A 19,444-nucleotide genomic window follows, 5' to 3' on the forward strand; every position below is an offset into this window, starting at 1 on the left:
GACGCGCTCGTCAATGACGTCCGCCCGATTCAATCCACCGATTAAAACGTTTGCGCGGGCGTAAATCGACAGATTCATGGTCGAAATAAACCGGTATTGTTTTTTATAAAGCACGACCATGCGCCACTAATACGCCGGGCGTTAAATCCGGCGAATCGGGAAATTAACCACAATATCGCCGGAAGTCATTGCATCTTCTTTACTGCATACGCAAAGTCATAATGGACTGGTAAGATACGCGCGAAATATCGGATGGCGAGCCGCCATTTTCGGATAATCGGTGCGAGCCTAGACCACTCGCGCCGCCGGAAAGCGTGCCGCGCCATCAGGCCGACTGGGGAGCGGCCGTTGGTACGCAAGCACCGTGAAGCGAGCGCGTCGCATGAAGTCGACTGAAAAAAGCGCGTACGTTCGCAAGGTGCCTTCTACCGCAAGCGTTGCCGGCGCATCGAGCGCCGCCGCTTGTGTCCGCACGCGCCGTGCACAGACGGTTTCCCTCATACGCCAACGCGACGCCCGCCATGCAAGCGCCGGGCCATATCAACACTATTGAGGCCCGCTGTTCAGTTACGCAGCCGCACGATCCAGCCGAACTCGCCATGTCCACTCAGTCGACCCACCATCACCGCCTCTTCATGGCGCTGGTCGGCGGCATCAGCGCGGCGCTCAATACGGGCGCCTTCGTCGCGCTGCTGCCGCTGCACGGACAAGTTGGCGACACGCCTTATACGCGCGCCCTGACCGGCGCGTTCGCCGTGACGGCGTTCGTGGTGTTCGCGCGTTTTCATCTGCTGTCGAGCGCGCGCAATCTCTGGTGGATGCTCGGCCGTGGCGCCTGGCGCTGGTGCCGGCTGCCGGTCATGCTGATGGCGCTGCTGTTCATCACGCACGGCGACGGCGGCAGCGGCGACCCGCGTGCGCTGGTCGCACAGTGGGCCGCGTTCGCGCTGCCGCTGCAACTCGTGGGGCTTGCCGTGCTGCGCGGCGTGGCGCACAGCATCAACAACGCGCCCGGCAACCAGCGTCACGCGGTGTTCTTCGGCATGGGCAGCGAGGCGCGCAAGCTCAACCTGCGCCTGCGGCGCTCGCCCATCCTCGGCATTCAGGTGGTCGGCTATTACAACGACGCGCCCGTCGCGCCGGGCGCCGGCGAAACCCTGCCGCCGTATCTGGGCCGCTACGAAGATGCGGCCGGGCGCATTCACGCCAACGCGTTCGAGATCGCGTTCCTCGCCATGAGCCAGCCCGAGCGCAGCGAGATCACGGCCGCGGTCACGGCCGACGTCGTGAGCCGCCTGTGCGATTCGACGGCGGCGATCTATCTCGTGCCCGAGGTGCATTTCCTCGACGACCTTGCGACCGCCAGCTCGGACCTGGCCGGCGTGCCGCTGCTCGCGCTGCATGACGTGCCGATCCTCGGGCTCTCGCGCATGCTCAAGCGCGCGGTGGACATCGTCGGCGCGTGTGTGCTGCTCGCGCTGCTGTGGCCGGTCATGCTCGTCATCGCATTGGCGATCCGCCTCGACTCGCCCGGCCCGGTGATGTTCCGCCAGCGCCGCAACGGCGAGCACGGCTTGCCGATCGTCGTGCACAAGTTCCGCTCGATGCGCGTCGCCGCGCGCGATGCGGGCGCGCCAGGTGAGGCAGGCAGGGAGGGCGAGGGCGGCTTGCGCCAGGCGCGCAGTGGCGACGACCGCATCACGGCGGTGGGGCGTCATTTGCGCCGTACTTCGCTCGACGAATTGCCGCAGCTTTTCAACGTGCTGGGCGGCTCGATGAGCCTCGTCGGCCCGCGCCCGCATGCGGCCGAGCACAACGAGCTGTATCGCCGGCTCATTCCCGGCTACATGCTGCGCCATAGCGTGAAGCCCGGCATCACGGGATGGGCGCAGATCAACGGCCTGCGCGGCCTGACCGACACGCCCGACAAGATGCAGCGCCGCGTGGAGTTCGACCGCTACTACATCACGCACTGGTCGCTCTGGCTCGATCTCCAGATCCTGCTCAAGACGATCCCTTCGATCATCTCCGGTCGCAATGCGGTCTGACGCGCGCGCCCGGTCGAGCGCGGCCGCGTCGGTTTGCCGCTTGGCGGGTGACGCCGTTGCCCCCGCCGTCGGTCCCGCCGTTGCCGTGTCAGGCGGCGCGCCGCTGCGTGCGCGCCACGCGCCAGTGCCGCCACAGGATGCCGAAGAAGCGGCGGTCGTCCACGAGGTAGCGGCGCCACAGGCGCGCGGGGTCCTGCATCACGCGCCAGCACCATTCGAGGCCGCAGCGCTGCATCCACGCGGGGGCGCGCTCGCGCAAGCCCACGGCGAACTCCACCGCCGCGCCCGCGCACAGCATCAGGCCGCCCGGCAGCTTGTCGGCGTGATGCAGCGCCCAGCGTTCCTGCTTGGGCATGCCGACGCACACGAACACGATATCGGGCGCCGCCGCGCTCACGTGCTCGGCGACCGCCGCGCCCTCGGGGCCGGTCGGATCGAACGTCATGGAAGGCGCGATCACCGTGATGTCGAGGCCCGGATAGTGTTGCGCGAAGCCGTTCACGAGCGCGGCCTCGTGGCCCGGACGCCCGCCCACCACCACGACCTTCCAGCCGCCCGAGCGGGCGCGCTCGCACAAGGCGGGCAGCAGGTCGGAGCCGGTCACGCGGCCGGGCAGCGGCGGGCCGAACAGGTGGCTTGCCCACACGACGGGCATGCCGTCGGCGAACAGGAAGTCGGCGGTTTGGTAAAGGCGCTTGAATTCGGGCTGCGAGTCGAGGCGCACGACGTGGTCGACGTTCGGCGTGACCGCCACGCGCGCGCGCCCGTCGCGCTGCATGGCGGCTGCGCAAAGCACGTCGAGCGCGGTGTCGAACGACACTGCTGCGATATCGAGTCCGAACAAGGGAATGCTCGGCGTGAAAACACCCCGTGCGGCCGCGTGCGGCGCCGCTGGCAAGTAAGGCGCACTGCTCATGTTGTTTTTGTGACCCCGACGTCCGCGCGCGACGAGGCCCACGCGCGTCGCCCATCAAGCAGGCGCAGCGCCACCCCGAACGACAACGAACGTTTTAGTTTTTTCTGGTCTCCTGGCTTTTGCCAAGATGCTTTTGGACTTCAGGGAGAATATTACTGCGCTGTCGGTGCGGTGGGTAACACTGGCGTGCGTTTTTCGAGACAAATATCGACATGCGCTTGAAATTTCATCGAATGCGCGCCTGGAAGCGGACCTGGAAGCGGACCTCGAAGCAGACCTCGAAGCGGACCTGGAATCAGACCGGGAAGCAGACCTCGCATCAACCTTGGGATCGGACACACGATGATCGTCGACGCCCGTGATATTCCCGCCGGCACGCTGCTGCGCGCGGACCTGTGCATCGTGGGCGCCGGGGCGGCCGGCATTACGCTCGCGCTCGCGCTGGAGGCAAGCGGCCTCGACGTGATCGTGCTCGAAAGCGGCGGCGACGCGCCCGAGCCCGCGACCCAGGATCTGTACGCGGGCACCGTGGCCGACGCGCGCCTTCACCCGCCGCCGGAAAGCTACCGGGTGCGCCGCTTCGGCGGCTCGACCACGCTGTGGGGCGGGCGCTGCATGCCGCTCGACGCGCACGATTTCGACGCGCGCGCGCATATCGCGCACAGCGGCTGGCCGATCGCGTTCGCCGACGTGCTGCGCCACTACCCGCAAGCCAACGCGCTGTGCGAGGCGGGCGACTTCGCCTATACGGCGGAGAGCGCGTTGGCCGCGCCGCTGCGCCCGATGATCGGCGGCTTTGCGAGCGAGGCGTTCTCGACCCACACGCTCGAGCGCTTCAGTTGCCCGACCGACTTCGGCCAGCGCTATCGCGCACGCCTCGCGAAGGGCCGCGTGCAGGTGCTCCAGCACGCGAACCTGTGCCGTCTGCCGATGCTGGCGGGCTCCTCGCGACGCGTGGGCGCGGCCGAAGTGCGCGTGCTCGGCGGCGCGGCGTTCCTGGTGGCGGCGCGCGCCTTCGTGCTCGCGACGGGCGGGCTCGAAGCGCCGCGCCTGCTGCTCAACAGCCCCGGCCCGAGCGGGCGCGGGCTCGGCAACGCGCACGACGTGGTGGGCCGCTATTACATGAGCCATCTCGCGGGCACTATCGGCACGCTCGACCTCGCGGCGGCGCAGTCCGTGTGGCACGGCTACGAGGTGTCGGACGAGGGCGTGTACTGCCGCCGCCGCCTCGCGCTGCGCGCGGACCGGCAAGACGCGCTGCGCGCGGGCAACTTCGTCGCGCGTTTGCATCACCCGCGCATTCCGGATGCGGGGCACGGCAACGGCATTCTCTCCGCGCTGTATCTCGCGCGCGGCATCGTCCCGTATGAATACGCCAAGCGCCTCTACGACGGCACGCCGCAAGGCTACGCGGGCTCCACGCTCGCGCATCTGAAGAACGTCGTTGCGGACGCACCGAACACGGCGCGCTTCCTGTGGCACTGGCTGCGCCGTCGCACGCTGGCGGCGCGCAAGTTTCCCTCGGTGATCGTGCGCCCGGCGAACCTGCGCTTTTCGCTCGACTTCCATGCGGAGCAGGAGCCCAACCCGGCCAGCCGCGTGACGCTCGGCGAGGCGACCGACGCGCTCGGCCTGCGCCGCATCCACGTGGACTGGCGCTATAGCGCGCAGGACGTCGCGACGGTGAGCCGCGCGCTCGCGGCGCTCGCGCATGAGGTCGAGCGCGCGGGCGTGGGCCGCTTCGCGTACGACCCCGCGCAGGTCGAAGCCGAGATGACGCGCTACGGCGCGTACGGCGGCCATCACATCGGCACGGCGCGCATGGGCCTCGACCCGCGCACGAGCGTGGTGGACGCCAACTGCCGCCTGCACGAAGCCGATAACGTCTACGTGATGGGCGCGGCCGTGTTCCCGACTTCGGGCCAGGCGAACCCCACCCTCACGATCGTCGCGCTCGCGCTGCGCCTCGCCGAACACCTCAAGCAGGCGGCGGACTTGTCCGCGTTGCCCGTTGCCACCGTCAACCTTCCCGAGCCTGCATGATGACCGCGCAGAAAGCCCGCATCCTCGTTCTTGGCGCAACCGGCTATGTCGGCCGCCATCTCGTCAAGGCGCTCGCCACCGCCGACCGGGCCGAGCCGGTCGCCGCCTCGCGCCGCGAAGGAAGCGGCCTGCGTCGCGTGGATGCCGCCGACCCCGCCTCGCTGCGCGCCGCGCTCGCGGGCGCGGACGGTCTCGTGAACTGCGTGGCCGGCGCGCCGGAGGCGATCGTCGCCAACGCCCGCGCATTGCGCGCGGCGCTCGACGCGCACGGCACGCCGCTGCCGGTCGTACATTTCAGTTCGATGGCGGTGTACGGCGCGGCCGAAGGCCGCATCGACGAAGACGCCGCGCTCGAAGCCGTTAGCCCGTATGGGCAAGCGAAGCGCGAAGCGGAGCGGCTGCTCGCCACACTGCCCGCGCTCACGGTGCTGCGCCCCGGCTGCATCTACGGCGGCGGCAGTCCGCAATGGTCGCTGCGCATCGCGCAACTGCTGCGCGCGCGCCGCCTGGGCGACCTGGGCGCGGCGGGCGACGGTTGCAGCAACCTCGTGCATATCGACGACGTCGTGCGCGCGGCGCTGGCCGCGCTGAGCACGCCGTCCGCGGGCGGCCGCGCCTACAACCTCGCGATGGCCGACGCGCCGCGCTGGAACGAGTACTTCGTTGCGTACGCACGCATTCTGGGCGCGACACCCGTGGAGCGCATCGGCGCCCGCCGCCTCGCCTTCGAAACGAAGCTGCTCGCCCCCGCGCTGAAGATCGCCGAAATCGCGGGCCGCAAGCTCGGCGGCGTGAGGGTGCCGCCGCCCTTGCCGCCCTCGCTCGCGCGGCTGTGGCAACAGGACATCAAGCTCGACGCGCGCCGCGCCGAAGCCACCTTCGGCCTCGCGTGGACGCCGTGGCACGCCGCGCTGCAAGCCGAGGCGGCGTTGTCGTTCGCGGCCTGAAGCCGTCACCTGCCCGGGCGTGGCGGCATTGCCGCTTGCGGCAACTCATGCCGGCATGCCTACCGGAATGAGATACACCACGCTCTGGCCATGTGGCAGGGCGAGTTTGCGTGCCGCCGGCGCCCCGTCGACCGCGCCCACGGGCACCGCGCCGAGCCCGAGCGCGGCGGCCTGGAGCAGGATGCTCTGGGCGGCGTGGCCGGCCTCCAGGTCGGCATAGACCTGGGCGCGTGCGCCATAGCGCGGCGAGAGCCGGGCGGGCTCGGCGGCCACGACGATCACGACCGGGGCCGCGCCAACCGATGCTTGCCCGAGCGCGAGTGCCTTCAACTCGGGGCGCAGGTCGGGCGTGACCCGCGTCGCGGCGCGGTGCTCGTGCGGCAGGTAGTGCATCACCTGCGCGGCGCTCACCGCGTACAGTTCGAGCGCATACAACGCGCCGGCCGAAGGCGCGGCGCGCTTGCCGTCCGGGCTCGTGACGCCTTGCCCGGCCCAGAACAACTGGCCGATGGTTTCGACCGGCAGCGGGTCCGGCTTGAACCTGCGCACGGACCTGCGCCGGGCAATGGCTTCCTCCAGAGAAACCGTGCCGGCGGCGTTGGGTTTGGGCAGCGCGACTTCGTCGGTGTAGTGCGCGGGGCTTTCGTCGGCCTGCGCGGCAGTCACCTCGGCAAGCGCGGCGGCGGCAAGCACAGCCAGGAGTTCGCGGCGTTTCATCGGACGCCTCCGTGAGCGAAGGCGCAGACCGGCGGGCTGATCCTGCGGCCTGCGCGAAAGTCGGACCGGGTTTCGGTGTGAATCGCAATCCGGAAACGGCATGGCGTCGCCTATGCCGTCCCGATGGCAAAAGTTATAGACCGTAAATGGGAGATTGCGAGGTTGCGTGCCTCTGTACGGCGGCCGCCCGTGCGCGCAGGCGCTATTTGTCTTGCTGCGTGCCGTCTTGCGCGGCGGCGCTGCGCGACACGCGCCCGAGCGCCCAGCGCCCGAGCAACGCAAGCGGCGCCACGCCCAGCAGCCGGTGCGCCACCCAGGCCGCGAGCGCGCCGTTCACGGCAATGGCGAGCGACGCCGCCGCGGCGGCCCCGACGCTGCCTCCAACCGGCGCGAGCACGGCGAGGCCGACGAGCAGCACGGCGACCGAGCAGACGTTGATCCGGTAGAGCACGGAGGTGTGCGCGGTCATGCCGAGCAGTTCGGGCATGGCGGTAAAGCACGCGGCGGCAAGCTGGCCGAGCGCGAGCACGCGCAGCGCGGGGGCGCCGCCGCCGAAGCCCGGCCCGAACAGGTGCAGCAGATGTTCGGGAACGAGCAGCATGCACACGGTCACGGGCAGCGCGAGCAACAGCACGAGGCCCGCGGCCTGGGCGGCGCTTCGTTCGAGGCCGCGCCGATCGTCGTGCGCATGGAGGCTTGCGAACTTCGGTGCGGCCATGCCGGTCACGCCGCTGATCAGCAGATTGACGACGAGCGCGAGACGCCACGCGAGCGCGAACAGCCCGGTCTCGCGCGAGGACGCGACGATGCCGAGCACGATGGCGGGCGCGGACGTGATGAGGAGCTTGGTGAACTCCAGCGTGAACAGCGGCAAACCCGCCTTGAGCAAACGCGGCGCTTCGGCGGGCGGCGCGCCGCTTGCGGGCACCGAGGCGAGAAACCGCGTGAGGAGCCATGCGCCGACGAGCGCGGTCAGCGTGAAGCTGGCGGCGATCAGCACGAGGGTGTTCGCCACGCCCATGCCGTGCGCGAGGCCGAGCGGAATGGCGGCCACGCAGAAGATGGCGGGCCACAGCCAGGAATAGATCATCTGGCTGTAGCCCACGCGCTGAAGCCCGGCCAGCGCGCCCGCCACTGTCGCGCCCACGTTCTGCGGAACGAAGGATAGCGCGCCGAGCGCGAGCGGCCACGCGAGTTCGGGCTTGTGCAGCACGTGCTGCGCGATGACAAACGCGAGCGCAGCGAGCGCGGCGGCAACAGCGATGGATGCGAGCGCAACGACCCCCAGCGCGCGGCGGATGGCGGGGCGCACGGCGCTCGTGCGCCCCGAGGCGAGGTCGATGGCGACCTGCCGTGTCAGCGCCTGATCGATGCCGAGGCGCCCGAAACCCGCCAGCGCCACCATGGTGCTGAACACGATATAGAAGTTGCCGGTCTCGACCACGCCCAGCATGGCCGCGATCAGCAGGTGGAAACCGTAGCGGCTCGGCAGGTCGAGCAGGCGCACGCCGAGGCTCACGAGCGAGCCGCGCATCATCGATGTGCTGTGCTGCCGGGCGCTCGCGCGCGCTTCGCCGGTCTCACTCATGCGGTGCATCGCCCGCCGCGCCGCGCAGCACGAACAGCGTCACGCTCTGCGCGGGCAGGTTCGCGCGCAGCGTGCCGTCCTGGTAGCGCGCGTCCGGCATGCGGAACAACGTGTTGTTGGCGAGCCGCCAGGTTTCGGCCACGCCGCTCGCCGCGAAATGCGCGAGCGCGATGCTCGCGTCGGCCGTGCGGTCCAGTTGCTTGTTGACGACCACGAGCGTCATCGCGTGGTCGCTCTCGCGCAGGGCCGCGAACGCGGAGACGGTGTCCGGGTCGGGCGCGTTCGCCGTAATGCTGGTTGCGCCGAACGCCGCGCCCTGGCCGTCGTAGTTGCGGTAGAGCTTGAACGCCTTGTACACCGGCATCGACGCATCGAGCGTGCCCCAGCGCGTGGCGAGATCCAGGCCTTCGCGCCCGAAAATGCCGAGCACGTCGGCCTGGGCCGTTGCGCCGTTCATCAGCGTGTCGCCGCCCCAGTTGTATTCGGTGATGCCGATGGGCGTGCCGGGGTAGTAGTACGTGTCGGCCCAATGGCGCATGAGCGGGATCAGCGCGACCACGCTGTTGATCCACGTGGGGTCCTTGTAGTTCGGGTCCCACAGGTCGCGCGTGGAGCGGTTGCGCATGAGCGCGACGGCCTGCGAGTTCGTCACGCCGGACTCGGCATATTCGCCGCCCTGCGGGTAGAAGTGCAGGCTGAACACATCCACCGGATGGCCGGCCGCTTTCCATTGCGTGAGCAACCAGGGCACGTATGGCAGGCCCTGGGTTTCGTTCGCGCGGTCGGGCGCGTGATCGAGGCCGTGATCCACCGCGTACTGCTGGTCGAAGCCGCTGTAGAAGTAGCCCTGCCAGCCCCATTCCTCGGGGGCCACGACCTGGGCGTGCGGGTCGGCCGCCTTCACGGCGCGCGCGTAGGCGACGACCTTGTCGGCGATCTCGCGCGCGTGCGCGCCCGTGGGATGCACGTCGCGGTGAATCAACTGCCAGAGGCTCGGCTCGTTGTCCATTGCGTAGTAGCGCACGCCGCCACCGCTCGTGCCACCGCTGTTGCCACCGCTAGCGCCGCCGAACTGCCGCACGAGGTCCGCCACGCGCGCCTGCTCGTTTTGCGGATCGTCGGGTGTGGTGGCGTCGTTTGCGTCGTTGCCCACGATCGGCTTGCCGCCGGGCGCCACGCCGTTGCCGGCGTCCGCGTGGCCGTCCACGTCGTGGTTGGGCTGCGGGCCGTATTTGGCGATCGAGAAGCTCGCAAGCGTTTGCCGCTGCGGTCCGAGCTTCGCCACCCGGCCCAGCATCGGAATGGTCAGGATGGGCGTGGCGCCGCCCGCCTGGGTGAGCGCCACGAAGCGCTCGCCGAACTGGTCGTTGATGTCGTCGGGATTGACGCCGAGGCTCTCGAAATACCAGTCCTTGCCCGCGTTGCGCGCGTCGATGCGCCAGTTGTACGCCGAGGCGCTGTTGCCGCCCGAGCGGTTCAGCGGCGCGCGCAGGTCTTGCAGCGTGGCCGTGGTGCCGAAGTTCACGCCGTAGATGAGCGGGCTGATCGGGTGCCGCCCGGCGGCGGCGTCCACCGTGATGGCGACCGGCAAGGGCGTGCCCGACGTGGCGTCGGTGCAGGCCGCCGCGCCCGTGGCGAGCAGCGCCGCGCCGATCAGGCGTGTGCGCAGGCTAGGGCGTTTCTGGCGTGGCATGGTCGATCCGGGAGTCGGTGGGGGCGTGGTCCAGCTCCCCCGCGCGCCACACGTAGGCGAAGATCGCGAGTATCACGGCGGTCTCGCCCGGCGTGAGCGTGGGCGGGTAGAAGGCGGAAATGAGCAGGATATAGACGAGATAGTCGTACAGCGAGCCGAGGAAATCGTCCTCGACCCGCGCACGCAGGCGCCGGTAGAACACGATGCCGCGCAACTGGAAGCACAGGATGATCAGCGCGCCGAGCACGCCATATTCGAACACGATGCCCAGCCACGTGATGTCGGCGAGGAAGAAGAAGTGGTGGAAGTAGTCGATCAGGTTGTCCTTGCTGGTCGAGCTGATCGTGCCCACGCCGAACAGCCAGCGCATCGGGTCGCTGCCGAGGAACTTCGTGGCGAGCAGGATGGTGACGCGGCGCGTGTCGAAGCCGGTGCTCGCGTCGGTGCTGAACACCGTGGCGAGATACCCCGCCGAGAACATCGCGGCGAGCGCGAGGGGCGCGCACAGCAGGAGGCCGAGACGCGCGAGCGGGCGCGACCACACGAAGGCGTTGATGATGAGCACGCCCATGATGCCGATCACCATCGCGCGCGTCTTGACGATCAGGAGCGTGACCGCGAACGCGATCACGACGCCGAGCAGGTAGCCCGCGTGCCGCTCGAACCAGGCGCGCCGGAAGCAGAAGAACAGCAGGATGAGCGGGAAATACATCGACATACGGATGCGGTGCCCGCGGTTGTCGCTGCTGAAAAACGGCGACTGGCCGATCACATACGACTCCTGGTACCAGTCGGACGGCACCACGGCCCAGAGCACGATCAGCACGGCAAGGATGACGACGCCGAGCACGATGAAGCCGCGCTCCAGTTCCCCGAGCGTCGGCTTGAGCGTGAGCAGCAGCGCGAGAAACGAGAAGAAGTACAGAATCGGCAGGAGCTTCACCTGCGCCGTGATGCTCGTGAAAAAGCTCTCGTGAAAATAGATCACGGCGGCGAAGCTCGGCACCAGCAGCAGCCACGCGAAGCTGATGAGGATTTGCCGCGTCATGGGAAAGCGCGGGTGGCCGCCCAGGCGCAGCACGGCGGGCAGCGAGATCACCGGCAGCGCTTTCGAAAGCGCCCACAGCGGCACGAGCGAGCTGAGGTAGTGGAAGGTCTGGCCAAAGAGCGGCAGCAGCGCGAGCAGCCACCACGTGACCCGCCACCTGGCGGGCTCGCGCGAGAAGACGGGGGCGAGCCCGGTAGTCGTTGAGGCTGTTTCCATCGCGATTGAGTGTTCCGCCCGCCCGGCAAACCGGCGTGCGGCCCGGGCTCGTTCAGGGCCAGGTGGGGTTGTTCGAGATCGTGTAGTCGAAGCCGCGATTGAACGGGATGACCTTGTCGATGTACTGGTCGATCCACTGGTCGACTTCGGCGATCGACGACTTTGGCACGAAGATCGTGTCGGCGGCCTGCAACACGACGTCCTGCTTCGAATCGCCGCGGTGCGTGAGGGCGTCGATGTCGATCGTACGCAACATCTCGCGGCCGTCGGGGCTGCGGCGAATCAGCACAACCTCGTTGGTGCGCGCCGTGTCGAGCAGCCCCTGGGCAGCCATGATGGCCTGCATCACGCTCATGCCGTTGTGCAGGGCGATTTCGCCGGGACGCCCGACCTGGCCGCCCACATAGATTTTCGCGGCGGACTGGATGATGGAGACCGAGGCGTAGCCGTTCTTCGCCATGCCGCCGGTGGCGAGCGCCTTGTTGACCGAGTCGGCGAGTTGCGCGACCGTGAGCCCCGCCGCGGGGATCGTGCCCGCGAACGGCATGGTGAGCGAGCCGTCCGGCGCGACCGAGCCGCGGAAATTGAGCTCGGCGTTGAACGGCAGCACGACCGACAGGTCGTCGCCGGGCATGATGCGGTACACGCTGGGCGTGGCTTCCGACCACGCTGCGAAGTGGTCCGGCTGCTGGTATTTCGGCTCCACCCAGGTCTGGGTGCAGGCGGTAAGCGTCATCAGCCCCAAGGCTAAGGCCGGGCGGGTTATGTTCATCGGGCGCGTGCTTGAAGCGGTGGCTTGCGGTTCCTTATTCATGTCAAGTAACGGCAGTGATTGCCGTTAATGAAGGGTGGAACTCGCAATAAATTTTAGGGAATGCCGGTTTGATCCGACCTTCCAGATGTTTTCTTACGTATTATATGCGCCGTCGAATCTCTATTGTTGGCCCGGAACCGCACCTGTATGGTTATTACTACTAGAACAAGGCCTGAACGGAAGGCAGCAGTTGTCGAACTGACGGTCCGGGATTATCTCAACACCTTTTTTTATTACCGCAAGATTGCAACAGCGGTATTTCTTGCCGTGGTGGCCATCGGCCTCGCCGTCGCCATTGTGGTGCCGATGCCTTACCGCGCCCAGGCCACGCTGCTCGTGCTGCTCGCGGGCTACTACGACCAGTCGAACAACCCCAACGGCGGCGGCGCGGTGCAGCCGGCCATCGGCCAGCTCGACGGCGTGGAGGCGCAGATCCTGAGCAGTCCCGAACTGCATCGCGACGTGGTGATCGCCAAATTGGGGCCGAACGCGAGCGAGCACGAAATCGACAGCCAGTTGCAGGATTTCGAGCACCGGCTGCATATCGAGCAGAACGATCTCGCGAGCACCATCAACCTCACCTACTACGACGCCGACCCCAAGGCGGCGGCTGACGCGCTCTCGCGCCTGCTCGACACCTATTTCCGGCGCCGCGCCACGATCTTCACGTCCGGGCGCGTGGATTTCCTGACCGGCCAGCGCGACGAAGTCGCGCGGCAACTGAAAAAGGCCGACGCCGACCTGCTCGCGTTCCAGAAGACACACGGCATCGTCAATGTCGACGATCAGATCTCGCGCGCCGTGCTGCTCGAGAGCCAACTCGTGCAGCAGAAGTTCGAGAACGACAGCTCGCTTGCGCAGCATCGCGGCGAACTGAAGTCGGAGCAGGGTTCGTCGAAGGGCGTGAAGGCGACCATCCCGATCTTCACCGACGACTCCGAAGCCGCTCACGCGCTGGACACGATGCAGCTTTCGCTGATGCAGCTCGAATCGCGCCGCGCCGATTTCGCTTCGCGCTATATGGACAGCTCGCCGTTCGTGCAGCAGCTCGACCAGCAGATCACGGACATGCACGCGAGCATCGAGCGGCGGAAAAAGCAGATGGCCACGGCCACGCGTTTCGGCCACAACGACTATTACGACGTGGTGCAGGGCAAGCTCGCCACGCTCAACGCCAGCATTGCGGGCGAACTCGCGCGCCAGGCGACGCTGGAAGGCCAGATCAAGGACGCGCGCGCGAGGCTCAAGAACCTGAGCGACGTGTCCAGCCAGATGCGCCAGTTGCAGGCAAGCCGCGATCTGCTTGCCGACAGCTTCCGCGACCGCTCGCGCCAGGTCGAGCTTGCGAACATCCAGCAAGGTCAGGTGAGCCAGGTGAATAGCACGAACGTGCGCGTGATCCAGGCGCCGTTCCCGCCCTCGCAGCGCAGTATTTCGGCAAGCCTGATCGTTTCGGCGAGCGTGGCCGCAGGACTCCTGATTTCAGCGCTCGTCGTGCTGATCATGGCGAGCCTGCGCGAAACCTTCCTGAGCCCGGAGCAGGTGGAGCGCTCGCTGTTGCTGCCGGTGCTCAACGCGCCCGTGAAACTGAGCGGCGCCGGCGCGCCGGGCGCGGTTTCGCCGGACGGCGCGTTACCGGCGAGCCGGCCCGCGCACATGGCGTACGGCCGCATGATCGCCGCGATCAACGCGAGCACGGACGCGCCATCGAAGGTGATCATGGCGCTCTCGTTCGGCAAGAACGATGGCCTGCTCTCGGTGATTCGCGGCCTCGCCGTCGAACTGGAACACCGCTCGACCAAACCGATCCTGATTCTCGACATGGCTTCGGGCACCGACACGCCGCTCTATGGCCAGCCGAACGCACAGGGCCTGCTCACCTGGTCGGGCCACGGCGCGCCGGAGCACGACGCGCATGCGAAGCCCGGCGACGTCACGACATCGGGCGGCCTCGTGTTCGAGAGCGTCGAGCGGCACAACATCGTGGTCGCGCGCCCCGAAAGCGGGCTGTTTCCTTCGTCGTGGCGCCAGGCCACGAGCCTTTTCGACACCTTGCGCGAGGCGCACGACTACATCGTCGTGCACGCGCCGCCCGCGAGCCAGTCGTTCACGGGCATCGAAAACGCGGCGCTGGCGGACGCAACCGTGATGGCGGTGCGCGCCGAAGTGTCGCGCAAGCCGGTGGTGCTCGGCTTGAAGGCGCAGGTGCTCGACGCGGGCGGCAGGCTCATTGGCATTGCGCTCACGCACCGGCGCGGCTATATCCCCGCCTTCATTTACCGCTTCTTCTAACCTGCCGGGTCCGACTGCCATGCAACAGATCAGCGCGATCCTGCCGATCAAGACACGCGGGCGGCATTACGCCGACAATATTGGCCGCTGCGATATTTTGTTCTCCTCGCTGCGTCATTTCACGCGGCCGGAACTGTTTCACCGCTTTGTCATCGTCGTGCCGCACGACGAACTCGAAGCGGTGAAAGGCTACGCGAAGGCGTGGTCCGATTTTCCGATCGAGGTGGTCGACGAATCGCTGCACATGGGCATCTTCGCGGAGTTTTCGCAGCGTCATCAGATCCGCAACTGGCACCGCCAGCAGATCATCAAGCTCAACGCGCCCGCCTGGATCGAGACCGAGTATTTTCTCGTGCTCGACCCCGACTGTTTCGCCACGCACCGTTTTGGCGCCGACACGCTGATCCTCGACGGCAAGGCGCTCACGCACGTGCAGCCGCGCACGGTGGAGCCGTACTACTGGGAAGCGTCGGCGAAGCTGCTCGACGTCGACCCGCAACTCTCGCGCGACGGCATCTGGTGGACGCCCGCCATTCTGTCGCGCACGCTGTGCCTGAGCCTGCAACGGCGGCTCGAAACGGTGCACGGCACCGACTGGCGCCGCGTGCTGCTCGCCAATTACGCGCTCGACTGGACCGAGTACACGCTTTACTGGCTCAACGCCGAGCGCGAAGGGCTGCTGGAGCGCTATCACACGGGCCCGAAACCCGGCCAACGGGCATTGCACGCCGACGAAAGCGTGTGGTTCGCCGACAAGATGGAAGGCTGGAGCGAGGCCCGCCATCTCGCGCCGGAAAGCGACGGCATGTTCGCCGTGGTTCAGAGCAACACGCGCATTTCGCCGCAGCGCGTGGTGGAGCAGCTTTCGCCTTATTTCCCGATCGCGCTTCAGCCGTACGAGCGTCACGTCGATCCGGCGCTCAAAGGTGCGGAGCTTTATTCGGCCGTCGCGCGCCGCGCCTTGAAGTTCGTGAACAAGCTGCGCGGCTAACGCAGAACGTTGCGCTGCGCCGCGCCGTTGAGTCGCGCGGCGGGCGGCGGAACCCGGTTCGCCGCCGCCTGATGTTTGACGAATGTTTTGCGAATGTTTTGCGAATTTTCTACTGCGGCAGCTTGCCGAGAATGGCCGAGAATTCGCTCTTGTTCAGCGCGCGTAACGTTTGCGTGCGGATATTGCCAAGCGCGCCGAGCGCGAGACCGAATGCCATCAGGCTTTCGTCGTCGGGCGCTTCGACGATCGTGACAATGTCGTATTTCCCCATCGTCCAGTAGATATCCTTCATTTCGCAGCCGAAACCACGGGCCAGTTCCGCAGCCTGCCCCGCGCGCTGCGCGCTGTTCTTTACGCTGCGAATCCCCTGGTCGGTGAATTGCGCAAGCACCACATAAGTCGACATGACGAATCTCCTTACGCTGACAATCGAATGGCGAATCAGTTGCTCCCTGCTCGCGACGCGTCGGGCTGGATATTCTGGTTATGCCGGAACAGATTGTCCGGGTCGTAGCGAGTCTTGATGGCGATCAGGCGCGCCATGTTCGGGCCGTAAGCCGCTTCAACGCGCGCACGTTCGTCCTCGGTGAGGAAGTTCACGTACACGCTGCCCAGCGCATAAGGCGCCGAGGCTTCGAAAAAGCCGCGCGCCCAGTCGATGCAGCGGGCGTCGTCGGCGGCGTCGGTCCAGCGGCCGTGCACGTTCATGACGTAGAGGGCGTCGCGATTGGGGTAGGCCATCGCGTCCGCGGCCACGCGCAGCGTCGCGCCGCCGATTTGTCCGAAGAATATTTCGCACTGGGGCGAGGGCAGCCGCGCGATGGCGTCGAGCAGCGTGTCGATCAGGCCGTCCGGCAGCGTCGCGAGATTGTGCGACTTCCAGTAGTTGCGCGCGCCAGGCGTAAGCAGCGGATCGAACGCCTTTTGCCACGCGGCGTAAGGCATGGGCCCGAGATGCTCGCCATAAGGCTTGCCGAAGCGGCGCACCGGCTCCACCGCATCGGCCGCGCTGTCGAGCGAACCCGTGTAGCAGATCGCGAACGCGATGATCGGCTTGCCGTGCACCTCGGGCGGCAGGAACGGCAGGGGCGGCGCGAGGCGCAGCACGCTCCAGACCGTCAAGTTCTCCGGCATCGCCGCGCTCGCTTCGCGATAGTGCGCGAGCGCTTCCTTTGCGGCGTCGATCGGCAGCACCACCAGCCCGCCATACACTTCGGGGCCGACCGGGTGCAGCGCGAACTCGAACATCGTGACCACGCCGAAATTGCCGCCGCCGCCGCGTATCGCCCAGAACAGGTCGGCGTTTTCGTCGGCGCTCGCGCGCAGCAGATTGCAGTCGGCGGTCACGACATCGACGGAAACCAGATTGTCGACCGACATGCCGAAGCGGCGGCTCAGCCAGCCGAATCCGCCGCCCAGCGTGAGGCCGGCCACCCCCGTGGTGGAGTTGATGCCCAGCGGCGTGGCGAGGCTGAACGCCTGCGCCTCGTGATCGAAGTCGCCGAGCGTGGCGCCCGGCTCGACATACGCGCGGCGCGTGGCGGGCTCGACGCGCACCGACTTCATGAGCGAGAGGTCGATCACGACGCCGCCCTCGCACAGCGCGCTTCCGGCGATATTGTGGCCGCCGCCGCGCACCGCGAGCGGCAGCCCGGACTCGCGCGCGAACGCCACGGCGCGCCGCACGTCGGCGCAGCCTTGGCAGCGCACGATCAGCGCGGGGCGACGCTCGATCATCGCGTTCCAGATTTGCCGCGCTTCTTCGTAGCCCGCGTCGCCGGGTTGCAGCGCCTGGCCGCGTAGCGCGCCTTTCAATGTCTCGATGGAATCGCTCGACAGGCTGGACATGGCACACCTCTCTCATTCAGCGCATCGCGCGCTGCGTGCAGGCGCGCGCAAGCGCGATTTGCGTGGACTGGCTGGATTGAGCGCGCCCGCGCGGGCCTCGCGTCAATCGTCGAATCAATCTGCGGATTTCGCACGCGCGATGCACAGCGTGCGTTGGAACAGGAAAGCGGGAAGGAGGGGCTTTCAGAAAGGGCGGCGGGCGCAGCCGGAGTGTACGGGCCATGCGGGCCCGGTCTGCGAGGGTTTCGCCGCGCGGCCCGGCTGGGGAGCAGGAGCGCCGGCGAAGTCTCGAAGATTAATTAGATAACCTAAATTACGCAGCTTGATAAATAAAAGTGCTGCGCAATTCATTCAGATGATTGTTATACGTGGACGGGTTTTAATAGTTTAGCAAGCGTATTGCATGGGTTCTATAATTTTTACGCATGCGCGGGCGGCTCGCGCGTGCGCGGTGATCGCCGCATCACGAGGAGATTCGCCATGGCTCGAAAATACATTGACTGTAGGGAGTTCCCGAGCGAAATGCATTGCACGGTTGCGATTTCGGCGGATTCCGACTCGGAACTTCTGGAGGCGGCGGTGCAGCACGCGGTGAGCGTGCATCATCACGCCGATTCGCCTGAACTGCGCGGGCAGCTCAGCCAGCTCTTTCACGACGGCACGCCCCCTGTGGCAACGCCACGCGCGGGTTGAGGAGGCCAGCGCGGGGCTCGATCGCGCAGGTCGACTAGAAGCCGATTGAGTTCAAAAAGGGGCATGGCGCTCGCCGGTCGCAAGCCAGCTTTCAGTGAGCGACGGGCGAACCCGTCATCGGGGCATGCCCCTGTCCAGCAGGCCGCTATTGCGCGCGCCGTCATCCCATGGCATTTGACACCGGGCCGCCAGGGTCACGAAAACCCTGGTCCGAACTTTTATTTTGGCCCGTTGACATATGATGTCCTACCTAATACCTTGTCTATCAATCAGCGTCGCGGTGGACAGCCCCGCCTGCCGATCCCGAGTGCCCGGCGTTGACGTTCCGAGTCAAGGCTCCTTGTCGTGCGCCCTGCGCGATGACGAGCCGGAAGCTTTTCCCCAGACCAATCCAGTCGAGGTATGAAATGAGACAGCTGTTTCCCCTTAACGGCGTTGCCGTGGCGGTCACGTTGGCGCTCGGCGCCGCCGCCTTCAGCTCCGGCGCCTACGCGGGCGACGTGGTAATAGGCTTCGCGGCGCCGCTGACTGGTGCATCCGCCCACTACGGCATCGATCTGAAACGCGGCGCCGAACTCGCGCTCGACGACGCGAATGCCCAGAAGCTCGTGATTGGCGGGCAGCCCGTCCATTTCGTGCTGGACGCCGAAGACGATCAGGGCGACCCCAGAACGGGCTCCCAGGTCGCCCAGAAACTCGTCGACTCGAAGGTCGCCGGCGTGGTCGGCCATTTCAACTCAGGCACCAGCATTCCCGCATCCCGCATCTATAACGCCGGCGGCATTCCAATGGTCTCGCCCACCGCGACCAACCCGAGCCTGACCTCGCAAGGCTATGCCAACGTCTTCCGGGTGGTGAACTCCGACGCGCAGATGGGCCAGCTTGCCGGCCACTCCGCGGTGCAGGCGCTAAAAGGCAAGAGCATTGCCGTGATCGACGACCGGACAGCGTTCGGACAGGGCATGGCCGACGAGTTCGTCAAGGGCGTGGAGCAGGCGGGCGGCAAGGTGGTCGATCGCGAATTCACGACCGATAAATCCGTGGATTTCCGGGCGCAGCTCACGCGCATGAAGTCGTTCAATCCGGATGTGGTGTTCTGGGCCGGACTCGATCAGCAGGCGGGCATGCTCGTCAAGCAGATGCGCCAGCTCGGCATGCGTGCGGTGCTGCTCGGCGGCGGCAGTTTCGAAAACGAGACCTTCCTGAAGGTCGCGGGCGAGAGCGCGAACGGTTCGACGTCGTGGGACTACGGCATCCCGCTCTCGAAGATGAAGCAGGGCAAGGAGTTCGACGCCAAGATGAAGGCCAAATACAACGAAGGCGTGGTGGCCTATGCGCCCGCGGCGTATGACGCGACCTGGGTGCTCGTCAACGCGATGAAGAAGGCCAATTCGACGGACCCCAAGGTATACGGGCCGCTCATCAAGACGGAATCGTTCGTGGGCATTTCCGGCACTATCGCGTTCATGCCGAATGGCGACATGAAGGACCCGGCCGCCACGTTCTACAAGGTCGTCGACGGCAAATGGGTGCCGCAGGCGGTGGCTTATGGCGAGAAGCTGGAGGCGGTGCAGAACTGAATGCGGTCCG

General features: G+C 67.0%; 15 protein-coding genes. 7 read left to right on the plus strand and 8 right to left on the minus strand.

Going from position 1 to position 19,444, the window contains the following annotated elements:
* The first annotated feature begins 599 nt into the window (after window positions 1–599).
* Complete coding sequence (locus C7402_RS35425; RefSeq protein WP_244315008.1) at window positions 600–2,048, plus strand: undecaprenyl-phosphate glucose phosphotransferase; 1,449 nt, start codon at window positions 600–602, stop codon at window positions 2,046–2,048.
* An 88-nt stretch (window positions 2,049–2,136) separates the two neighbouring features.
* Here C7402_RS35425 and C7402_RS35430 read toward each other — a convergent pair whose 3' ends face one another.
* Entirely contained in the window at window positions 2,137–2,964 is an 828-nt protein-coding gene (locus C7402_RS35430) for a WecB/TagA/CpsF family glycosyltransferase (RefSeq protein ID WP_116613933.1), read from the minus strand.
* 342 nt (window positions 2,965–3,306) lie between these two features.
* Between C7402_RS35430 and C7402_RS35435 the strand changes: the two genes are divergently transcribed.
* Together C7402_RS35435 and C7402_RS35440 are read left to right on the plus strand one after the other, a co-directional pair.
* Window positions 3,307–5,007, plus strand: a complete 1,701-nt coding sequence (locus C7402_RS35435; protein ID WP_116613879.1) for an FAD-dependent oxidoreductase — start codon at window positions 3,307–3,309, stop codon at window positions 5,005–5,007.
* Complete coding sequence (locus C7402_RS35440; protein WP_116613880.1) at window positions 5,007–5,954, plus strand: NAD-dependent epimerase/dehydratase family protein; 948 nt, start codon at window positions 5,007–5,009, stop codon at window positions 5,952–5,954. Before C7402_RS35435 ends, C7402_RS35440 begins: the two co-directional genes overlap by 1 nt.
* A gap of 45 nt (window positions 5,955–5,999) precedes the next feature.
* Here C7402_RS35440 and C7402_RS35445 read toward each other — a convergent pair whose 3' ends face one another.
* The 5 genes from C7402_RS35445 to C7402_RS35465 form a co-directional block, all read right to left on the minus strand.
* Window positions 6,000–6,671: a SagB/ThcOx family dehydrogenase gene (locus C7402_RS35445; protein ID WP_116613881.1), complete on the minus strand. Its 672-nt coding sequence runs from the start codon at window positions 6,669–6,671 to the stop codon at window positions 6,000–6,002.
* 202 nt (window positions 6,672–6,873) lie between these two features.
* Window positions 6,874–8,259 carry a lipopolysaccharide biosynthesis protein gene (locus C7402_RS35450; RefSeq protein WP_244315009.1) on the minus strand — a complete coding sequence of 462 codons (1,386 nt, stop codon included), beginning with the start codon at window positions 8,257–8,259 and terminating at the stop codon, window positions 6,874–6,876.
* Entirely contained in the window at window positions 8,252–9,952 is a 1,701-nt protein-coding gene (locus C7402_RS35455; protein WP_116613882.1) for a glycoside hydrolase family 44 protein, read from the minus strand. Before C7402_RS35455 ends, C7402_RS35450 begins: the two co-directional genes overlap by 8 nt.
* The gene (locus tag C7402_RS35460; RefSeq protein WP_112176654.1) at window positions 9,930–11,216 is read right to left on the minus strand and encodes a hypothetical protein; all 1,287 of its coding nucleotides are present in this window, start codon (window positions 11,214–11,216) and stop codon (window positions 9,930–9,932) included. Before C7402_RS35460 ends, C7402_RS35455 begins: the two co-directional genes overlap by 23 nt.
* Window positions 11,217–11,268: 52 nt before the next feature.
* Complete coding sequence (locus C7402_RS35465) at window positions 11,269–11,952, minus strand: polysaccharide biosynthesis/export family protein (protein ID WP_165842068.1); 684 nt, start codon at window positions 11,950–11,952, stop codon at window positions 11,269–11,271.
* A gap of 345 nt (window positions 11,953–12,297) precedes the next feature.
* Here C7402_RS35465 and C7402_RS35470 point away from each other — a divergent pair, with 345 nt between their 5' ends.
* Both C7402_RS35470 and C7402_RS35475 read left to right on the plus strand, forming a co-directional pair.
* On the plus strand, window positions 12,298–14,322 hold the full coding sequence (locus C7402_RS35470) for a GumC family protein (RefSeq protein WP_165842069.1): 2,025 nt from the start codon (window positions 12,298–12,300) through the stop codon (window positions 14,320–14,322).
* Between the two features lie 19 nt (window positions 14,323–14,341).
* Entirely contained in the window at window positions 14,342–15,313 is a 972-nt protein-coding gene (locus tag C7402_RS35475) for a DUF6492 family protein (protein WP_116613883.1), read from the plus strand.
* Window positions 15,314–15,422: 109 nt separating this feature from the next.
* On the opposite strand, the gene C7402_RS35480 is transcribed toward C7402_RS35475, so the two are convergent.
* Together C7402_RS35480 and C7402_RS35485 are read right to left on the minus strand one after the other, a co-directional pair.
* Window positions 15,423–15,719, minus strand: coding sequence for a GYD domain-containing protein (locus C7402_RS35480; protein ID WP_116613884.1), 297 nt, complete (start codon window positions 15,717–15,719; stop codon window positions 15,423–15,425).
* 35 nt (window positions 15,720–15,754) lie between these two features.
* Window positions 15,755–17,161: an FAD-binding oxidoreductase gene (locus C7402_RS35485; RefSeq protein WP_116613885.1), complete on the minus strand. Its 1,407-nt coding sequence runs from the start codon at window positions 17,159–17,161 to the stop codon at window positions 15,755–15,757.
* 480 nt (window positions 17,162–17,641) lie between these two features.
* On the opposite strand from C7402_RS35485, the gene C7402_RS35490 reads away from it, so the two are divergent.
* Together C7402_RS35490 and C7402_RS35495 are read left to right on the plus strand one after the other, a co-directional pair.
* A complete protein-coding gene (locus C7402_RS35490) occupies window positions 17,642–17,854 on the plus strand; it encodes a DUF1059 domain-containing protein (RefSeq protein ID WP_112176648.1) in 213 nt (70 codons plus the stop codon).
* A 407-nt stretch (window positions 17,855–18,261) separates the two neighbouring features.
* On the plus strand, window positions 18,262–19,434 hold the full coding sequence (locus C7402_RS35495; RefSeq protein WP_116613886.1) for a branched-chain amino acid ABC transporter substrate-binding protein: 1,173 nt from the start codon (window positions 18,262–18,264) through the stop codon (window positions 19,432–19,434).
* Window positions 19,435–19,444 lie beyond the last annotated feature (10 nt).

The sequence above is a fragment of the Paraburkholderia unamae genome (assembly GCF_003096875.1).
Taxonomy (GTDB): domain Bacteria; phylum Pseudomonadota; class Gammaproteobacteria; order Burkholderiales; family Burkholderiaceae; genus Paraburkholderia; species Paraburkholderia unamae.